Origin of the sequence: Micromonospora jinlongensis, from assembly GCF_013410645.1 — a bacterium.
Classification (GTDB): Bacteria; Actinomycetota; Actinomycetes; order Mycobacteriales; family Micromonosporaceae; genus Micromonospora; species Micromonospora zamorensis.
This window is the reverse complement of sequence record NZ_JACCHK010000001.1, coordinates 3,391,013-3,409,618: the sequence shown is the minus strand read 5'-3', so window position 1 is coordinate 3,409,618 and position 18,606 is coordinate 3,391,013. Positions and strand designations below refer to the sequence as shown.

17 protein-coding genes are annotated in these 18,606 nt (G+C 71.9%); 13 read left to right on the top strand and 4 right to left on the bottom strand.

Going from position 1 to position 18,606, the window contains the following annotated elements:
- Positions 1 to 3: 3 nt before the first annotated feature.
- Positions 4 to 501 (top strand): MerR family transcriptional regulator, encoded by a 498-nt coding sequence (locus HNR22_RS14900; RefSeq protein WP_179780888.1) that lies wholly within the window; start codon positions 4 to 6, stop codon positions 499 to 501.
- Positions 502 to 585: 84 nt separating this feature from the next.
- Here the strand turns inward: HNR22_RS14900 and HNR22_RS14895 are convergent, their stop codons facing one another.
- Positions 586 to 2,730, bottom strand: a complete 2,145-nt coding sequence (locus HNR22_RS14895) for a prolyl oligopeptidase family serine peptidase (RefSeq protein WP_179780887.1) — start codon at positions 2,728 to 2,730, stop codon at positions 586 to 588.
- 86 nt (positions 2,731 to 2,816) lie between these two features.
- On the opposite strand from HNR22_RS14895, the gene mshB reads away from it, so the two are divergent.
- The 3 genes from mshB (at position 2,817) to HNR22_RS14880 (ending at position 4,742) form a co-directional block, all read left to right on the top strand.
- Positions 2,817 to 3,743, top strand: coding sequence for an N-acetyl-1-D-myo-inositol-2-amino-2-deoxy-alpha-D-glucopyranoside deacetylase (gene mshB, locus HNR22_RS14890; protein ID WP_179780886.1), 927 nt, complete (start codon positions 2,817 to 2,819; stop codon positions 3,741 to 3,743).
- Between the two features lie 17 nt (positions 3,744 to 3,760).
- Positions 3,761 to 4,195, top strand: coding sequence for a hypothetical protein (locus tag HNR22_RS14885; RefSeq protein ID WP_179783563.1), 435 nt, complete (start codon positions 3,761 to 3,763; stop codon positions 4,193 to 4,195).
- An 82-nt stretch (positions 4,196 to 4,277) separates the two neighbouring features.
- Complete coding sequence (locus tag HNR22_RS14880; protein WP_179780885.1) at positions 4,278 to 4,742, top strand: hypothetical protein; 465 nt, start codon at positions 4,278 to 4,280, stop codon at positions 4,740 to 4,742.
- Positions 4,743 to 5,366: 624 nt separating this feature from the next.
- On the opposite strand, the gene HNR22_RS14875 is transcribed toward HNR22_RS14880, so the two are convergent.
- The gene (locus tag HNR22_RS14875) at positions 5,367 to 6,500 is read right to left on the bottom strand and encodes a GNAT family N-acetyltransferase (RefSeq protein WP_343059821.1); all 1,134 of its coding nucleotides are present in this window, start codon (positions 6,498 to 6,500) and stop codon (positions 5,367 to 5,369) included.
- Between the two features lie 79 nt (positions 6,501 to 6,579).
- On the opposite strand from HNR22_RS14875, the gene fdxA reads away from it, so the two are divergent.
- From fdxA to HNR22_RS14850, 5 genes are read left to right on the top strand one after another with little or no spacing between them, the layout of a single operon-like run.
- Complete coding sequence (gene fdxA, locus HNR22_RS14870; protein WP_007464872.1) at positions 6,580 to 6,906, top strand: ferredoxin; 327 nt, start codon at positions 6,580 to 6,582, stop codon at positions 6,904 to 6,906.
- Positions 6,903 to 8,009, top strand: coding sequence for a succinyldiaminopimelate transaminase (gene dapC / locus HNR22_RS14865; RefSeq protein WP_218907870.1), 1,107 nt, complete (start codon positions 6,903 to 6,905; stop codon positions 8,007 to 8,009). The genes fdxA and dapC overlap by 4 nt, the downstream gene beginning before the upstream one ends.
- 16 nt (positions 8,010 to 8,025) lie before the next feature.
- Entirely contained in the window at positions 8,026 to 9,054 is a 1,029-nt protein-coding gene (locus HNR22_RS14860) for a prephenate dehydrogenase (protein ID WP_179780884.1), read from the top strand.
- 10 nt (positions 9,055 to 9,064) lie between these two features.
- On the top strand, positions 9,065 to 9,715 hold the full coding sequence (locus HNR22_RS14855; protein ID WP_179780883.1) for an SIMPL domain-containing protein: 651 nt from the start codon (positions 9,065 to 9,067) through the stop codon (positions 9,713 to 9,715).
- Entirely contained in the window at positions 9,715 to 10,362 is a 648-nt protein-coding gene (locus HNR22_RS14850; protein ID WP_179780882.1) for a nucleoside/nucleotide kinase family protein, read from the top strand. Before HNR22_RS14855 ends, HNR22_RS14850 begins: the two co-directional genes overlap by 1 nt.
- A gap of 50 nt (positions 10,363 to 10,412) precedes the next feature.
- Here the strand turns inward: HNR22_RS14850 and HNR22_RS14845 are convergent, their stop codons facing one another.
- On the bottom strand, positions 10,413 to 10,970 hold the full coding sequence (locus HNR22_RS14845; RefSeq protein ID WP_343059820.1) for a sugar O-acetyltransferase: 558 nt from the start codon (positions 10,968 to 10,970) through the stop codon (positions 10,413 to 10,415).
- 137 nt (positions 10,971 to 11,107) lie between these two features.
- Between HNR22_RS14845 and HNR22_RS14840 the strand changes: the two genes are divergently transcribed.
- Positions 11,108 to 14,467, top strand: coding sequence for a S8 family serine peptidase (locus HNR22_RS14840; protein ID WP_218906414.1), 3,360 nt, complete (start codon positions 11,108 to 11,110; stop codon positions 14,465 to 14,467).
- 51 nt (positions 14,468 to 14,518) lie between these two features.
- Here HNR22_RS14840 and dapD read toward each other — a convergent pair whose 3' ends face one another.
- Positions 14,519 to 15,478, bottom strand: coding sequence for a 2,3,4,5-tetrahydropyridine-2,6-dicarboxylate N-succinyltransferase (gene dapD / locus HNR22_RS14835; RefSeq protein WP_179780881.1), 960 nt, complete (start codon positions 15,476 to 15,478; stop codon positions 14,519 to 14,521).
- Between the two features lie 78 nt (positions 15,479 to 15,556).
- Here dapD and dapE point away from each other — a divergent pair, with 78 nt between their 5' ends.
- The 3 genes from dapE (at position 15,557) to HNR22_RS14820 (ending at position 18,428) form a co-directional block, all read left to right on the top strand.
- Complete coding sequence (gene dapE / locus HNR22_RS14830) at positions 15,557 to 16,630, top strand: succinyl-diaminopimelate desuccinylase (RefSeq protein ID WP_099848438.1); 1,074 nt, start codon at positions 15,557 to 15,559, stop codon at positions 16,628 to 16,630.
- A 389-nt stretch (positions 16,631 to 17,019) separates the two neighbouring features.
- Positions 17,020 to 17,883 carry an LOG family protein gene (locus HNR22_RS14825; protein WP_179780880.1) on the top strand — a complete coding sequence of 288 codons (864 nt, stop codon included), beginning with the start codon at positions 17,020 to 17,022 and terminating at the stop codon, positions 17,881 to 17,883.
- Positions 17,883 to 18,428 carry an LOG family protein gene (locus tag HNR22_RS14820; protein WP_179780879.1) on the top strand — a complete coding sequence of 182 codons (546 nt, stop codon included), beginning with the start codon at positions 17,883 to 17,885 and terminating at the stop codon, positions 18,426 to 18,428. The genes HNR22_RS14825 and HNR22_RS14820 overlap by 1 nt, the downstream gene beginning before the upstream one ends.
- The last annotated feature ends 178 nt before the right edge of the window (positions 18,429 to 18,606 follow it).

The window sequence follows — 18,606 nt, the reverse complement described above, 5'->3', positions numbered from 1 at the left end:
GTCATGGCCACCGACGATCTGATGACCAGGGCCTTGGAAATGGTCGGGGATGACGGCCCGCTGTCGGTCGAGGTGATCCACCGCCTCACCGACCTGGCCGACGTCCCCGAGCCGATGACGATCGCCGAGGTCGCCGACCTCCTCGACATCACGCCTCACACGCTGCGTTACTACGAGCGGGCCGGGCTGGTCGAGGTGGCCCGTGACAGCCACGGTCATCGCGTCTACGACGGCGCAGCGGTGCGGCGCCTGGTGTTCCTCACCAGGATGCGGCTGTCCGGGATGCCGATGCGCGACCTGCAGCACTACATTTCGCTCGTGGACGCCGGGCAGGACACGGTGCCCGAGCGGCTCGACATGCTGCTTGAACATCGCGACATCATCCGTCGCCGGATTCGTGAGCTGACCCTCTCCCTCGCGGCGACCGAATACAAGATCGCCACGTACGGCGGCTCGACCGGACCAGACGTCGCGGCCCTCGACACCGCCACCGAACTGTAGGGCCCCACTCGATCCTGGATCCGGCACGATCTTGGGAGTGGGCAACAGATCCCCTGGAGCCCTCTCGACAGGGCTCGGTGCTGCTTACAGCAGGTGGGTGCGGAGGAAATCCAGTTCCAGGGGCAGCAGCCGCTCGGCGGTGCCGTTCGCGGCCATGTGCGTGGCACCCGTCAACGGCAGCACGGCGTGCGGGCGGCCGGCGCTCAGCAGGGCCGCGGAGAGCCGCAGGGTGTGCGCCGCCACCACGTTGTCGTCGGCCAGACCGTGCACCAGCAGCAACGGGCGGGCCTGGTCCGGGCCGGTGACCGGTTCGGCGGCCATCTCGACCAGCGAATGGTGCGCGTAGACGTCCGTGCCGTCCTCCGGCAACCCCAGATAACGCTCGGTGTACGCGGTGTCGTACAGCGCCCAGTCGGTCACCGGGGCGCCCGCGATGCCGCACTTGAACAGCTCCGGGTGGCGTAGCACCGCCAACCCGGCCAGCCACCCCCCGAACGACCAGCCCCGCACCCCCACCCGATCCAGGTCCAGGTCGGGGTGCTTGCCGGCGAGTGCGGTCAGCGCGTCGATCTGGTCGGTCAGGATCACGTCGGCCACCCGACGGTGGATCGCCTTCTCGAACGACGGGGCCACTCCCGGCGTACCCCGGTTGTCGATGGTGACCACCGCGAACCCGGCGTCGGCCCACCACTGCCGCTCCAACCACGCGGCCCGCGCCGCCACCACCTCCTGGTGCCCCGGGCCGCCGTAGACGTCCAGCAGCACCGGCAGCCGCCGGCCCGTCACGTGGTTGTCCGGGTAGAGGACCGCCGCCGGCAAGCGCCGGTCGGTCACCCGTTCCAGCAACGGCAGCGGAGAGTACGGCGGAGTCGCGGCGAACGACCGCAGCTCGGCGATCTCCTGACCGCCGCGACGCACCGTCCAGCGCACCCCGGCATGGTCCAGCGACGCGACACCGATCGCCAGCACGTCCCCGCCGACGGCGGCGGTGTACCAGCCCGAGTCGGTGGTGAGCCGACGCGCGTCCACCCCACCGCCGATGGTGGTGCGGACCCGGAACAGGTGCCGCTCGCTCGGCTCGCCGTCGCTCGCCTCCACCAGCAGGTCCGCGGGGCCGCTGGCCGCCGGCAGCCGACCCACCACCCGCCGCACGTACAGCGACGGCGGGGTGAGCAGGGTGCCGTCGGCGAACAGGCACCGTGCGTCGTACCCGTCGTGTGCCAACTCCCCGCCGACCAGCACCCGGCCGTCCGGCAGGTGCGCCGGGGTGCCGGCGATCGGCTCCACCCAGCGCGGGTCGGCCAGCTCCGCGTGCACCTGCGTCTCACCCGTGCGCGGGTCCACCGCCAGCACCAGCCCGTGCTGCTGTGAGCGGCGCAGCACCGTGATCAACGGGCTGCCCTCGACCCAGCTGACCGCGGTCAGATACGGGTAGGTCTCCCGGTCCCAGTGCACGTCGACCCAGCCGTCGTCCAGGTCCAGCAGGTGCAGGCTGACCTCGGCGTTCGGCCCACCAGCCCGGGGATAAGCGACGGCGGTCGGCGGACTGGCCGGCTGGGCCGGGTCGTGCAGGTGCCAGCGTTCCAGGCGGGACTCGTCGACGCGGGCGGCGAGCACCATGCGCCCGTCCGGCGCCCACCAGTAGCCCCGGTACCGGCCGAACTCCTCCGCCGCGATGTGCTCGGCCAGACCCCAGCTCACCCCGGCGTCCTCACCGGCCAGCAGGGTGTCGGTGCCATCGGCCTCGATCACCCGCAGCTCGCCCCGGCGGACACCCTCGGCCGCGTCGGTCACGTACGCCAGCCGTTGCCCGGTCGGGTCCGGACGGGGGTCGAGCACCGGGCCGACGGTGGCCACCTCCACCACGTCGCCGTGCACCAGATCGGCCCGGAACAACCGCCCCGCCAGCGCGAAGACCGCTACCCGGCCGGGGGCGTCCAACGCGTACGAGCCGATGCCCGCAGCGCTGAGCCGCAGCCGCTCCCGCAGCGCGCGCTCACCGGGGGAGAGTGACCGGACGTCCCCGCCCTCACCGAGCAGCGTTGCCGGGTCGGCGACCAGGCGCTCCTCGGCCGTGGCCACGTCCAGCAGCCAGAGCGCGTCCGCCGCGTCCTCCGGCCCCGCGGAGCGCAGGAAGATCACTCGGGAGCCGTCGTCAGCCACGGAGACAGCGCGTGGCGCGCCGTGGCTGAACCGGCGTGTGCGGGCGGCCAGCTCCGGGAAGTCCACAGACCAAATCGTAGAGCCGGACCGGAGGTGATGTGGCCGACCTGGGCGGACGCGTCCGCGTCGACCGGAGCAGAACGCCGGTTAGAGTGACCGTCGTGACGATGCTGCCCGACCGCCGCCTGCTGCTGGTCCACGCGCACCCCGACGACGAGTCGATCGGCACCGGCTCGACGATGGCCCACTACGCCGCGAACGGCGCGCACGTCACGCTGGTGACCTGCACCCTCGGCGAGGAGGGCGAGATCCACGTGCCCGCGCTGGCCCAGCTCGCCGCCGCCGAGGCCGACCAGCTCGGCGGGTACCGGATCGCCGAGCTGGCCGCCGCGTGCGCCGCCCTCGGCGTCAGCGACCACCGCTTCCTCGGCGGCGCCGGCCGCTACCGCGACTCGGGGATGATGGGGCTCGCGACCAACGAACACCCCCGCGCCTTCTGGCAGGCCGACCTCGACGAGGCCGCCGGGCATCTCGTGGAGATCATGCGAGAGGTACGCCCGCAGGTGCTCATCACGTACGACCCGAACGGCTTCTACGGTCACCCCGACCACATCCAGGCGCACCGGGTGGCGATGCGTGCCGTCGACCTTGCCGCCGCCGAGGGCTGCGCCCCGCTCAAGGTCTACTGGACGGCCATGCCGCTCAGCGTGCTGGAGGCCGGCATGGCGCACTTCGCCGAGTCCGCCGACAACCCGTTCGGCGGCATCGAGGACATCGCCGACCTGCCCTTCGGCACCCCGGACGCCCAGATCGCCGCCCGCATCGACGGCACCGACCAGCACCTGGCCAAGGAAACCGCGATGCGGGCGCACGCCACCCAGATCCCAGCCAACTCCTGGCTCTACTCGATCGCCGGCAACTTCGGCGGCGAGTTCATGGGCGTGGAATTCTTCACCCTCGCCGTCGGCGAGAAGGGCCCGGGCACCGGGCCGTACGGCTGGGAGGACGACCTCTTCGCCGGGCTGCCCGAGGAGACCGCCCCGGACCGGTCCCCGGTCGCGGCGGCTGGTCTCCGGTGACCCTGCCCGCCGCGTCGATGACGGTCGTGGACGACCAGGACACCCCGCCTCCGGCGGGGCCGCCGCCGCGACTGCTGGACCTGAGCCTGCGGCTGGTCGGCGCGATCGTCGTGGTGATCGCCGGAGTGGTGACCGGGGTGTTGGAGCTGCTGCTCGCCACGGTCCGCGTCGGTGGGCAACTGATCGGCGTGTCGGCCGTTCTCGCCGTCGGCGCCAACATCGTGCTGAGCTGGTTCGCGTACGAGGCGGTCGGCCGCAGGTGGGCTGTCGCACTGCCGGCGGTGCCGTGGTTCGCGCTGATGGCGGTGGCCGCCATCCGGACCACCGAAGGCGACCTGCTGCTGTCCGGCGACAACTGGGTCGGCCTGGCGATGATCGTCGCCGGTGCCATGACCTTCGCGGTGATGGGCTTCCGGCAGATCCTCGCCCCGCCACACACGCTCGGCGGCTGATGACGCCACCCAGGTAGGGGTGGTAAATATTCCTGCCAGAGATGCGGGCCCCGCGACGGGGCGTACGGCAGGAGGTCCTGCGATGGACAGACGGTGGCGTGACGTCGGGGTGCTCGTTGCAGCACTGTTCGCGGTCAACGTGGTCGCCCGACTGATCATCCGGTTCGGTTTCGAGGGTGACGACACCGCAGCCGACCGGGTGTCACTGGCGATGTTCGCGGTGATCGGGCTGATCCTGGCCGTGGTCGCCTTCCGCTGGGCTCGTCGTCGGCCACTGGCGGGCTGGGGAGCCGACATGGCCCTCGTCGTACTGGTCGCGATGCTGTTGACCGTCCTGGTCGGGCCCCTGCTGATCGGTCACAACCCGTTCGCCGGCGGCGCGGCGACGTTCTTCGCCCAGATCTGGCTCTACCTGCTCGCCGCCGGCGCCGGGGTGCTGATCGGGTACCTCCTGCTCACCGCGCTCGGACGTGACTACCGCTCGCAACAGCTCAAGCGGTACGCCGAGGTCAAGGCCGCGAAGCCCCGCCGCGTCGTACGCCGCTGACCCTGCCGCCACGCCCGTAGGGCAGCCGTCGACCAGGCAGGCGTACGGCCAGGCAGGTGTCCGGCCAGATAGGTGTCCGGCCAGGCAGGCGTTCGCCTGCCGATTCGGTCCAGTGTGCAGGCCTTGATCGACTCGCGTTCCGTGAATTCGCGGTGTCCGGGCCTTGATCGACTCGGGTTCCGGAAAGTCGCGGTGTCCAGGGCGTGCGGATACCGCGATTTCCTGAAAGCCGAGTCGATCAGCGCTTCGGCGGGTGCGGGTCGCGCGCGGCGGTCGGTGCTGGTCCGTGCTGGTCCGTGCTGGTCCGCGCGGCGGTTGGTGCTGGTCCGTGCTGGTCCGCGCAGCGGTCCGTGGCGGCCGGCGCCGCTGGCCGCAGTCAGGCTGCTGGTCCGAGGTGCGTCCTGGCGGGCCTGTGCGGGCCTTGATCGACTCGGGTTTCATGAAGTCGCGGTGTCCGGGCCGTGATCGACTCGCGTTCCAGGAATTTGCGGTGTCCGGGGCGTGCGGATGCCGCGATTTCCTGAAAGCCGAGTGGATCAGCAAGGCCGAGTGGATCAGCAAGGCCGAGTCGATCAGCGAAGCCGAGTCGATCAGCGCCTCCGTTGACCCGCCGAGGTGGTGGGGTCAGTGCGGGGCGACCCGGGTCAGGTAGGTGTGGTGGGTGACGAAGCCGAGCCGCTGGTAGAGCGCGACCGCCGCCGTGTTGTGCTGCTCGACCTGGAGGAACGCGCGCGTCGCACCGGCGGACACGCCCCAGGCGGCCAGCTCGTGGATGACCTGGCGGGCCAGCCCCTGCCGGCGGGCCACCGGTGACACCTCGATCAGGCTGAGGCCCAACCAGCGCCCCTGGCCGGTCACCGTGCCCCGGCCGACCGCCACCAGCGTGCCGTCGACGTACCCGTGGGCGAAGCGGACCTGGTCCACGGCGGTGAGCACGTGCCGGGCGGCGTCCGGCAGGCCGCCCTTGCGGCCGGCGGCGACGGCCAGCCACCCCTCGCTCGGCGCGGTGGCCAACTCAACGACCACACTTTCCCACCGGCGAGCCTGCCCACCAGCGCCGCCGGCTTGACCACCAGCGATGTCGGCCTGCTCACCAGCAGCGCCGGCCTGCCCACCAGCGAGGTCGGCCTGCCCACCAGCCAGGTCGGCCTGCTCACCAGCCAGTTCGGCCTGCCCACCAGCCAGTTCGGCGCGACCGGCAGCGGGTGGGGTGCCGACGGACGACGGCGCAGGCAGGGGGAGTGGCGCGGTCTGTACCAGTGTCGGCGGGCGGGCGGTCCAGCCACGGGCGTCCAGTTCGGTGCCGACCGGCGCGGCGAGCGGGAGCGGCGTATTGATCATCGCGGGTTGGCCCTGCTCGGCGTACCAGCGCTCGACCTCGTCCACGGCGGCGGCCAACGGGCGGTCCGGGTCGCCGATCGGCAGCGCGGAGTTGGCGCGCCCGGTCCAGCCGTCCGCCGAGCGGAGCAGCCAGTCACCGATGCGGCCCCGCGTCGGTGCCGGCCAGGCCTCGTCGGCGGCCCGTTCCAGCGCCACCACTGCTGCCGCGGTTGGCCGACGGGTCGGTGGCACTCGCTTGGCGCGGTGGACCTGCGTCACCGGAACCCGCAGCGGGCCGTGCGCCGTGGCCAGCGTGAGATGGGTCTCGCTCAGCTCCACCAGCTCGCCGAGAGCATCGGAGAATAGCGGCCGACCTTCGCGAATCCCCACAATCCGGCGAACCACGATCCGGTGTCCCACATCCTGCTGTCGGAGCACGATCGACCCCCTCCCCGGCGAGATACTAGGCTCTTACCGTCGCGGGAGATCGCGACGTGTCTTGCGGAGGAGAAGACCGGTGACCTACATCATCGCCGAGCCGTGCGTGGATGTGCTCGACAAGGCATGCATCGAGGAGTGCCCGGTCGACTGCATTTACGAGGGCAATCGGATGCTCTACATCCACCCCGACGAGTGCGTCGACTGTGGTGCCTGTGAGCCCGTCTGCCCCGTGGAGGCGATCTTCTACGAGGACGACGTCCCGGAGCAGTGGAAGGACTACACCGGCGCCAACTACGAGTTCTTCGAGGACCTGGGCTCGCCCGGTGGTGCCTCGAAGATCGGCAAGGTGGAGAAGGACGCCACCTTCGTCGCCGCGCAGCCGCCGCGCGGCGAGGGCCACTGAACCGGCCCGCGCCGGTCTCGTCGCGGCTGCCCGAGTTCACCTGGGACACCCTGGACGCCGCGGCCACCCTGGCCGCGGCGCATCCGGAGGGCCTGATCAACCTCTCCATGGGTACGCCGGTCGATCCGGTGCCCGAGGTGATCCGCCGGGCGTTGGCTGACGCGTCCGATGCTCCCGGTTACCCGCTGACCGCCGGCACGCCGGCGCTGCGGGCCGCGATCGCGGCGTGGGTGTCCCGGGCCTGTGGCGCCAGCGTCGACAGTCTCGGTGTGCTGCCGACCATCGGCTCGAAGGAGCTGGTCGCCTGGCTGCCCACCCTGCTCGGCATCGGCCCGGGTGACGTGGTGGTGGTGCCGTCGATCGCGTACCCCACCTACGAGGACGGGGCCCGGCTGGCCGGTGCCACCGTTGTTCGTGCCGACTCGCTCACCTCGGTCGGGCCGACCTCGCGGGTCCGGTTGGTCTGGGTCAACTCGCCCGGCAACCCGACCGGCCGGGTGCTGCCCGCGGCGCACCTCAAGAAGGTGGTCGACTGGGCGCGGGAACGCGGCGCGGTGGTCGCCAGCGACGAGTGCTATCTGCCGCTGGGCTGGTCGGCAGAGCCGGTCTCGGTGCTGTCCCCGCAGGTCAGCGGCGGCAGTTACGCCGGGGTGCTCGCTGTGCACTCGCTGTCCAAGCGTTCCAACCTGGCCGGCTACCGGGCCGGCTTCGTCGCCGGTGACCCGGCGCTCGTCGCCGAGCTGCTGAAGGTCCGCAAGCACGCCGGCATGATCGTGCCCGCGCCCGTGCAGGCGGCGATGGTGGCCGCACTGGAGGACGAGCGACACGCCGAGGAGCAGCGGGAGCGCTACCGCGCCCGGCGAGAGGTGCTCGCGGCCGCGTTCACCGGTGCCGGGTTCACCGTCGAACACTCCGAGGCGGGTCTCTACCTCTGGCTCACCCGAGGTGAGGACTGCTGGGACACCGTCGACTGGCTGGCTCGGCGGGGCATCCTGGTCGCCGCCGGCATCTTCTACGGCCCCACGGCCGGGCAGCACGTGCGGGTTGCGCTGACCGAGTCCGACGAGCATGTCGCGGCGGTCGCCGGCCGGCTGCGGGCCTGACCCCGGGCGGCCGGCGATGACCGACGGCACGACCGGGCGGTACGCCGGGGTGCGGGCGGCTGTGATCGGTACGGGCCTGATCGGCGGCTCCGTGCTGCTGCGCCTGGCCGAGGCCGGCCTGGACGTCGTCGGATGGGATCCGGACCCGGCTACCCGGGAGCGGGCCCAGCACCGGGGAGTTGTCGCCCCGGCCACGATCGAGCAGGCTGTGGCCGGGCGGGACGTGGTGTTCCTCTGCGGCCCGCTGCCCACTCTTGCGGGCACCCTGGCCCTGGTGGCCGAGCTGACCGCGCCCGGCTGTGTGCTCACCGACGTCGGCAGCACCAAGGTCGAGGTGGCCGAGGCGGCCGACCGACTCGGGCTCACCGACCGGTTCGTCCCCGGGCACCCGATGGCCGGTGCGGAGTCCGCCGGTCTGACCGCCGCGTCGCCGACCCTGCTGGCGGGTGCCGCCTGGGTGCTCTGCCCGGCGCCGGGCGCCGCGACCGACGCCTTCCGCTGGCTGACCGGGCTGCTGGTGGAGCTGTTCGACGCCCGGGTCGTGCCGATGTCCGCGTCGGCGCACGACTCGGCGGCCGCGCTCGCCTCGCACGTGCCGCACCTGCTGGCCGGTGCGCTGGCCGGGGCGACGCAGCGGGCGCCGCTGCGCGACGCGGTGCTGACGCTGGCGGCGGGCAGCTTCTCCGACGGCACGCGGGTCGCCGGCACACCGGCGGAGCGGACCGCGAACATGCTGCTGGGCAACCGCGACCGGGTCCTGCACGAGCTGGACGAGGTCCGCGGCTTCCTGGACGGGCTGGCCGCCGCCCTGCGGGCCGACGACGCGCCGGCGCTCGTCGCCCGGTACGCGGAGGCGAGAGCCGCCCGGTCGGCGCTGTCGGGTCGGCGGTTCGTCGGTCAGACCCGGGAGTTCGCGGTCGACGGCGACCACGACGCCGAGGTGACCTGGCTGCGTGGGCTGGGCGACGTCGGCGGGCACCTGACCGGGTGTCAGGTCGACTCCGGGACGGTTTCCTACACCGCGTGGCTCCCCGTGGCTGACTAGGCTGACGGGCATGGCGATGGACGGCCCGGTGGTGCAGGTGCGCGGCGAGGTGACCCGGGAGGTGCCGCCCGAGCTGGCCCGGTTCGCGGTCACGGTGACGGCCCGTGGTCGGGATCGGGAGGCGACGTTGACTCAGCTCGCAGAGCGGGCCGCCGCCGTCCGGGTGCTGTTGGACGGTTCCGACCCGGCGGTGGCCCGGCGGGAGACCGGCGACCTGTGGGTCCGGCCGCAGACCAAGCGCTCGGGCGAGCGTGTGGTGGGATGGCTCGGCAGCGTCACCACGACGGTCACGGTCACCGACTTCACCGCTCTCGGTGAGCTGATGCTCCGGCTGGCCGACCAGGATCAGGTCTCGGTGAGTGGCCCCTGGTGGGAGCTTCGTCCGGACAGCCCCGTGCACCGCGAGGCGCGACACGCCGCGATCCGCGACGCACTGCTGCGCGCCCGGGAGTACGCGGAGGCGCTCGGCGCCCGGGTCACCGCACTGATCGAGCTGGCCGACACCGGCCCGGTCGCCGGACCGATGTTTGCCCGGGCGGCGTTCGCCGGGGGTGGCGGCGCGGGTGGTGGCCCGCCGGAGCTTGAGCTGGACCCGCAGCCGCAGACCGTGCAGGCGGCGGTGCAGGCGCGGTTCGCCATCAGCGATCCGGTTCTCGACTGATGCCGCCGGCCGAGGTGCTGTCCGTCGACGAGCTGGTGGGACGGGCGTTGGTGCTGGCGGAGGCGGGCCCACGGCAACTGCTCGGCATCGCCGGGGCGCCGGGTGCCGGGAAGTCCACGCTGGCGGAGCTGATCGTGGCGGAGGTCGGGCCGACCGCCCGCCTGGTGCCGATGGACGGCTTCCACCTGGCCCAGTCGCAGCTGGTCCGGCTGGGCCGCGCCGACCGCAAGGGCGCGGCGGACACCTTCGACGCCAATGGCTATGTCTCGATGCTGCGCCGGTTACGCCGCCTGGAGCCGACCTCGGTCTACGCGCCGGAGTTCCGGCGTGAGCTGGAGGAGCCGGTGGCCGGGGCGATCGAGGTGCCGCCGTCGGTGCGGCTGGTGGTCACCGAGGGCAACTACCTGCTGCTGCCGGACTACCCGTGGCAGGAGATCCGGCCGCTGCTGCACGAGGCGTGGTTCCTGGACCTGGACGCCGAGCTGCGCCAGCGCCGGTTGACGGCCCGGCACGAGGCGTACGGTCGATCACCGGAGCAGGCGCGAGCCTGGGCGTTGGGCAGCGACGAGTCGAACGCGGCCCTCATCACCCCTACCGCCGACCGGGCCGACCTGGTGGTCCGCCTGTCGGAGCCCCCGCCGGCCTGACCGCCCGGGGGCGGGCCGCGGCTCGACCGGCCCGTCGGCGTCGACCCCGGTCAGTCGAGTTGACGGACCGGCCGGGCCGGATTGCCGACCGCGACCACGTTGGCCGGTAGGTCCCGCGTGACCACCGCGCCCGCGCCGACGACGGTGTTCGCGCCGATCGTCACGCCGGCCAGCACGATCGCGCCACCGCCGAGCCAGACGTTGTCGTCGATGGTGATCGGCTTGGCGGCCTCCCACTTGTCCCGTCGTGGACCGGGTTCGACCGGATGCGTCGGGGTCAGCAGTTGGACGTTCGGTCCGATCTGGACGTCGGCACCGATGGTGATCGGTGCGACGTCGAGGAAGACGCACTGGTAGTTGACGAAGCTGCGGGGCCCGATCCGGATCTGCCAGCCGTAGTCGCAGTAGAACGGCGGGCGGATCCAGGTGTCCTCGCCCAGCTCGCCGAGGAGTTCACGCAGTGCCGCGATCCGGGCCTGCGGGTGGGCTGCGGGACTGGTGTTGAAGCGTTCCATGAGCCGGGCGGCCCGGTCCAGGTCGCCGATGATTTCGGGATCGTCGGCGATGTATGGCTCGCCGGCGAGCATCTTGTCCTTCATGGAGGTCACCGCCCGATCATGCCGGCCCGGTTCGTCGGCTCGTGGCAGGTCCGTCATTTTTCGGACTTCATTCTGCATACCCAGTATGTAATTCTGGGTTGTCAATGTGACTCTCATCCATCAAGACGCTTGACGAGGAGGATCCGTTGCACCAGGGAAGAAGATTGGCCGCCCTCGGCCTCGTGTTCACGCTGGCGCTCTCCGCGCCGGCTCCCGTCTCAGCCGCAGCCGCCGCGCCTGCCCCACCGGGTGGCACCGACCAACAGTCCACTCCGGGTGGACCCACCACCAACCGCTCGACCACCGTCACGCTGATCACCGGTGACCGGGTCACCGTCACCGCCTCCGGCGCCTCGGTCCGGCCCGGCGCCGGCCGCGAGGATGTGCAGTTCCTGGTTCAGCGCGAGCGTGGTCGACTCACTGTGACACCGACGGACGCGCTGCCGTTGCTGCGCTCGGGCCGGGTGGACCGGCGACTCTTCGACGTCACCGGCCTGGTCGAGGCGGGTTACGACGACGCCCACCGCAAGACCCTGCCGCTGCTGGTGGCGTACGGCTCGACGGGCACCGCTCGGCGTGCCACGGCCGCTCTTCCCGGCACGAGGGTGACCCGCGACCTGCCGGTGATTGGCGGCGCCGCCCTGAACAGCGACAAGTCCTCCCTCGACGCGGTCTGGGAGACGGTCACCACCGGTCCCGCCGGGGCCCGGCTCGACGCGGCGGGGGGCGTCGAGCGGATCTGGCTGGACGGCCATCGACGGGTGACCCTCGACCACAGCGTGCCGCAGATCGGCGCGCCCGCCGCCTGGGCGGCCGGGTTCACCGGGGCGGGAGTGTCCGTCGCGGTGCTGGACACCGGCGTCGACGCGACCCACCCGGACCTGGCCGGCAAGGTGGCCGAGGCGCGCAACTTCACCGAGGTCGACGACGCCCGGGACACGGTCGGTCACGGCACCCACGTGGCCTCGACCATCGCGGGGACCGGCGCTGCCTCCGGCGGCAAGTACCGGGGTGTGGCACCGGACGCGACGCTGCTGGACGGCAAGGTCTGTGAGGACGCGGGCTGCACCGACTCGGCGATCCTCGCCGGCATGCAGTGGGCCGCGGTGGAGAAGAAGGCCGCAGTGGTCAACATGAGCCTCAGCGGTTGGGACACCCCGGAGGTCGACCCGGTCGAGGAGGCCGTGCAGACCCTGACCGCCCAGACCGGCACGCTGTTCGTCCTCGCCGCTGGCAACGACGGCTCGGACGGCTCGGTCGGCTCCCCGGCCAGCGCCGACGCCGGGCTCGCCGTGGGTGCGGTGGACCGCGACGACGAGCTGGCCGACTTCTCCAGCCGGGGCCCGCGAGTCGGCGACGACGCGTTGAAGCCGGACATCACCGCGCCCGGCGTCGACATCGTCGCCGCGAGGTCCGCCAACGGCGTCATCGGCGATCCGGTGGGGGACCGCTACGTCACCCTCTCCGGCACCTCGATGGCCACCCCGCACGTGGCCGGGTCGGCCGCGCTGCTGGCCCAGCAGCACCCGGGATGGCGGGCCGACCGGCTCAAGGCCACCCTGATGGCCGCCGCCAAGCCACACCCGGACCAGACCGCGTACCAGCAGGGGGCCGGGCGGGTCGACGTCGCACACGCGATCACCCAGCAGCTCACCACCGACCCGGTCAGCGTCTCGTTCGGGCGCACGCTCTGGCCGCACGGTGACGACACCCCGATCACCCGCACGGTGACCTGGCGCAACGACGGTCCGGCTCCGGTCACCGTGGACCTGAGCATCGAGGGCGCCGGCCCCGGCGGCCGCGCGCTACCGGCCGGCCTGTTCGTCCTGGGCACCAACCAACTCACCGTGCCGGCGGGTGGCACGGCCGCCACGACCGTCACCACGGACACCCGGCTCGGCGACGCCGACGGTTACTGGACCGGGCGGATCGTGGCCCGGTCCGGTTCGGCGGTCGCGGTCACCCCGCTGGCCGTGAACCGGGAGGTGGAGAGCTACACGCTCACCGTGGAGCACCTGAACCGCGCCGGCGCGCGCACCTCGGACCACTGGACCCTCCTGCTCGGGATGGACACCTTTGGCGCCTGGGACCTCGTCAGCTCCGACGGGGTGGCCACCGTGCGGGTGCCCAAGGGGCACTACGGCCTGAGTGGCCTCGTCTTCGAGCCCGGTCCGGACGATGAGCAGCGCGGGATGTCCCTGTTGATGCAGCCCGTGCTGACCATCGAGCGGGACACTCGGATCGTCGTGGACGCCCGGCGGGCCAAGCCGGTGCGGACGACAGTGCCGGACCGGACCGCCGTCCCGCAACTGATCGACCTCAGCGGCAACTTCACCGCCGACGACGGCAGTGGGTACGGCGTCGGGCTCTGGGCGGAGACGTTCACCGGCCTGACCAGCGGTCAGATCGGCAAGCCGGTCCCCGCCGACCAGTTCGTCGCCACCGTCAGCAGCCAGTGGACCACGCCGGACACGGCAAACAGCCCGTACCTGTACGCGCTGGCCGAAGCGGTCCCTGGCCGGATGCCCACGGGGTTCGTCCGCGACTACGCCCGACGGGACCTGGCCACCGTCGTGCACCAGTTCCGTGGTGGCGACCCGGGCATCGAGGCCGAGCGGATCGTGTTCCCCGTGCTGGAGTACAACGTCGGCGGCTCCGCCCTGATCCTCCCCACCGCCGTGCCGGGCCAGCGGGTCGAGTACTACAACACCAAGGGTGTGCGGTGGGAGTCCGAGATCGACTTCGGAAAGCGGGACGAGGAAGGCTGGTTGAACGCGCAGGCGGCGCTCTTCTCCGTCCCCACCGCCTACCGCGCCGGGCGGACGGTCCAGGAGATCTGGAACCAGGCGCCGTACTCGCCGTCCTTCCCGAACCCGCGCTGGCCGTACCAGAGCGTCAGCCGGGTCGGCGACACCATCCTGGTCGACGTGCCGATATTCAGCGACGCGGCCGGGCACCCGGGCGGCTCACTGAGCGACAGCGAGCACACCAGGCTCTGGCGCAACGGCAAGCTGGTCGGCGAGAGCGAGTACGCCGGCTACGGAGAGTTCGCCGTGCCGCCGGGTAGGGCGGACTACCGCCTCGTCACGTCCTCGAAGCGAAGCTTCACCGACCTGAGCACCGAGGTGGAATCCAGCTGGACCTTCCGGTCGAGGCACGTCGCCGGTGAGACGCCGGCCCGACTGCCCCTGTCGGCGGTGCGCTTCGCGCCGCCGCTGCGGGTCGACAACAGCGCTCCGGCCGGTCAGGGCTTCGTCGTCCCGGTGCGCGTGCAGCGGCAGCCCGGCGCTCCGGCCGCCCGGGTGGACAAGCTCGCCGTCGACGTCTCGTACGACGGCGGGAAGACCTGGGCCAAGGCGAAGCTGGTCCGCACCTCGGCCGACGGCTGGTCGGCACTGTTGCGGCATCCGGCCGGCCCTGGCCATGTGTCGCTGCGGGCCACCGCCCGGGACACCGCCGGCAACACGGTGACCCAACGGATCATCCAGGCGTACCGGTTGCGCTGAGGCGTACCCCGTCCGGGTCCGCGGCCGTGTGCCGCGGACCCGGCGGGGCCGTCAGTCGTTGGCGTGCAGGGCGGCGTTCAGCTCGATGCCCCGGCCGGTGCGCGGCCGGGCCTCCAGCGCGCCGTTCACCGAGTTGCGCCAGAACAGCAGGCCGTCGACGCCGGACAGCTCCCGGGCCTTGACCACCCGGCCGTCCGGCAGCGTGATCTTCGACGCGGCGGTGATGTAGCAGCCCGCCTCGACCACGCAGTCGTCGCCGAGGGAGATGCCGACACCGGCGTTCGCGCCGATCAGGCTGCGCTCGCCGATGCTCACCTTCTCGGTGCCGCCACCGGAGAGCGTGCCCATGATCGAGGCGCCCCCGCCGACGTCGGAGCCGTCGCCCACCAGCACGCCCTGCACGATGCGCCCCTCCACCATCGAGGTGCCCACGGTGCCGGCGTTGAAGTTGACGAAACCCTCGTGCATCACCGTGGTGCCGGCGGCCAGGTGAGCGCCGAGGCGGACCCGGTCGGCGTCGGCGATCCGCACACCGGAGGGCACCACGTAGTCGGTCATCCGGGGGAACTTGTCCACCCCGTACACCGCCAGGTGCCGGCCGGCCGCGCGCTCGATCACCCGCAGCTCGTCCACCCGCTCCGGCGGGCACGGCCCGGCGGACGTCCAGGCCACGTTGGCCAGCTTGCCGAAGATGCCGTCGAGGTTGAGCTGGTTGGGTCGCACCAGGCGGTGCGAGAGCAGGTGCAACCGGAGGTACGCGTCCGAGGCGTCCTTGATCGGGTCGTCCAGCGAGCCGATCACGGTGACCACCTGGACGGTACGCAGACCGGGCAGCGACCGCTCACCGAGCGCGGCCGGCGGCAGGTCGAGCACGTCCGCCTTGTCCTCGCCGGAGACCAGCGGCAGCTCACCCAGGCCCAGCTTGCCGGTCGGGTACCAGGTGTCGAGCACCTGCTCGTCGGCGGTGACCGTGGCCAGGCCGATGCCCCAGGCGGAATCTGCGGACGTCACTGTTACACCTCTCGGTCACGGCCGAGCTGACCTCGGCTCGCTCCTCGCGCTGACAGACCTGAAGGTACCGTGCGATCCATGGAGAACCCGCTGACCCCCGAGGTCCTCGCCGATCCGGTGCAGCTGACCCGCGCTCTGGTCGACATAGAGTCCGTGTCCCTCAACGAGAAGGCGATCGCCGACTGTGTCGAAGAGGTGCTGCGGGGCGTACCGCACCTGACCACCCACCGACACGGCAACACGGTGATGGCGCGCACCGACCTCGGTCGGTCGCAGCGCGTCGTGTTGGCCGGGCACCTCGACACGGTGCCCCTGAACAACAACTTCCCGTCGACCATGCGTGGCGACCTGATGTACGGCTGCGGCACCTCCGACATGAAGTCCGGCACCGCGTACGCGCTGCACCTGGCGGTGACGCTGCCCAACCCGCGCTACGACGTGACGTACTTCTTCTACGAGGCCGAGGAGATCGAGTCGCGGTACAACGGGCTCAACCTCGTGGCCCAGGCGTTCCCGCAGTGGCTGGAGGCGGACTTCGCGGTGCTGCTGGAGCCGACGTACGGCATCGTCGAGGCGGGCTGCCAGGGCACCATGCGCTCGGTGGTCACCACGACCGGTGTACGCGCCCACTCGGCGCGCTCCTGGCACGGGGTGAACGCCATCCACGCCGCCGGTGAGGTGCTGCGGCGGCTCCAGACGTACGAGGCGCGCCGGGTCACCATCGACGGCTGCGACTACCGCGAGGGCATGAACGCGGTGCGGATCAACGGTGGGGTCGCCGGCAACGTGGTCCCCGATCACTGTGAGGTCGAGGTCAACTACCGGTTCGCCCCGGACCGCAGCCCGGCCGAGGCGGAGGCGCACCTGCGGGAGGTGTTCGCCGGCTTCGAGGTGGTGGTGACCGACACCGCGCCGGGCGCTGCCCCCGGGCTGGAGGCGGCCCCGGCGAAGGAGTTCCTGGCGGCGGTCGGTGCCGCGCCGATCGGCAAGCTGGGCTGGACGGACGTGGCCCGGTTCGCGGCCATGGGCATCCCGGCGCTGAACTTCGGCCCCGGTGACCCGAATCTCGCCCACCACCCCGACGAGCACGTCGAGATCAGCAAGATCCGCGACGGCGCGGCAACCCTGCACCGCTGGCTGGCACCAGCCTGACCCGGCCGCCCCGCCTCTCGCGCCTGCCGGCGCTCTGCCGGTGATCAAGAGGTTTGCGTCAGCCTGGCCCGTTGTCGGCGACGCAAACCTCTTGATCAGCTCCGGGTGGTGCGGGGGTTGTGGGGGAGACGGGGGTTGGGTTCTGGTCGCGGGTGCGGCGGCGTTCGGCCACCACGTCTCGGATCCGTCGCTGCATCTGGCGACGGATCCGGATCATCTCGTTGTTGCTGATCACGCTGTCTCCTCCCCCGAAGGCGCGCGCCCGGGCATACCCGGTATGTGAATAGTAAGACGTACGGGGAAGCCGAATAGTTGCCCATGATCCCGAACTATTTCTCGGCGTCCCCGCCCCGCACACCCGGCCGGTGTCGCTCCACTACGGTTGCCCCATGAGCCAGAACAACGGGCGGGAGGCCGGTCGCGGTCCGGGACAGGAGCGGCACCGGGGCGCGGTCACACTGCGCAGAGGGGCGATTCCGAGCAGCACCGCCGACCAGCGGTTGCTGGATTCACGGGGGCGGGGCGACTGGAAGACCAAGGACGCCTGGCGTGCGCTGCGCATCCTCTCCGAGTTCGTCGAAGGCTTCGACACCCTCGCCGACCTGCCACCGGCGGTCAGCGTGTTCGGCTCCGCCCGCAGCGGACCGGACAGCGCTGAGTGCCAGCTGGCCGAGGAGTTGGGCGGCGCGCTGGCCCGGGCCGGCTACGCGGTGATCACCGGAGGTGGGCCGGGGGTGATGGAGGCCGCCAACCGTGGTGCCAGCGAGGCCGGTGGGCTCTCCGTCGGGCTCGGCATCGAGCTTCCGTTCGAGCAGGGCATCAACGAGTGGGTCGACCTCGCCATCGACTTCCGCTACTTCTTCGCCCGCAAGACGATGTTCGTCAAGTACGCGCAGGCGTTCGTCGTGCTGCCCGGTGGCTTCGGCACCATGGACGAGCTGTTCGAGGCGCTCACGCTGGTGCAGACCGGCAAGGTGACCCGGTTCCCGGTCGTGCTGATGGGGGTCGCGTACTGGCAGGGGCTGCTCGACTGGATGCGCGACACGATGGCCGCCGACGGCAAGATCGGCCCGGTCGATTTGGACCTGATCTGTCTCACCGACGACGTCAACGCCGCGGTCCGGCACATCGTCGAGGCGGAGGCCGCGCTCTCCGTCGAGCAGGAGGCGGTCCGCGACGAGGCCGTCGCCCGCACCGGCGCCGACCAGCAGGCCGCTGCCGAGCAGGCCGCCGATCAGCCACGGGACAACTGATGGCGGCGATCTGCGTCTTCTGCGCCTCGTCCCGCACCCTCGACCAGCGCTGGTTGGACCTGGCCGCCGAGACCGGCGCGGAGCTGGCCCGGCGCGGGCACACGCTGGTCAGTGGTGGCGGCTGCGTCGGCATGATGGGCGCGCTGGCCGACGGTGCCCGATCCGCCGGTGGGCGCACCGTCGGGGTGATCCCACAGTCGCTGGTCGATCTGGAGGTCGCCGACCTGGCCTCGGACGAGCTGCTGGTGACCGACTCGATGGCCAGCCGCAAGACCCTGATGATCGAGAAGTCGGACGCCTTCCTCACCCTGCCCGGCGGGCTGGGCACCCTGGACGAGCTGTTCGAGGTCTGGACCACCGCGACCCTCGCCCTGCACGCCAAGCCGATGGTGCTGATCGACACCGACGGGTTCTACCGCCCCCTGCTGGACTGGCTCGACGCCCTGGCCGACCAGAACTTCCTCAAAAGCGCCGGCCGCAACCTCCTGACAGTGACCACCACCGTCCCCGAAGCCCTGAACGCCCTAGAGTCCCGCCTAACCTGACCCCCCACCCCACCCCCAACCCCCGGGCGCCCCCGCCCTCACCCCGTTGATCATGAAGTTGGCGTCACCGCCGTCGGCGTGTCGCGCCGCTAACTTCATGATCGACGGAGGTGGATGGGGTGGGGTTGGGGTGGGGGGTTGGGTGGGAGGGGTGGGGTTGGGTGGGTTGGGGTGGGTG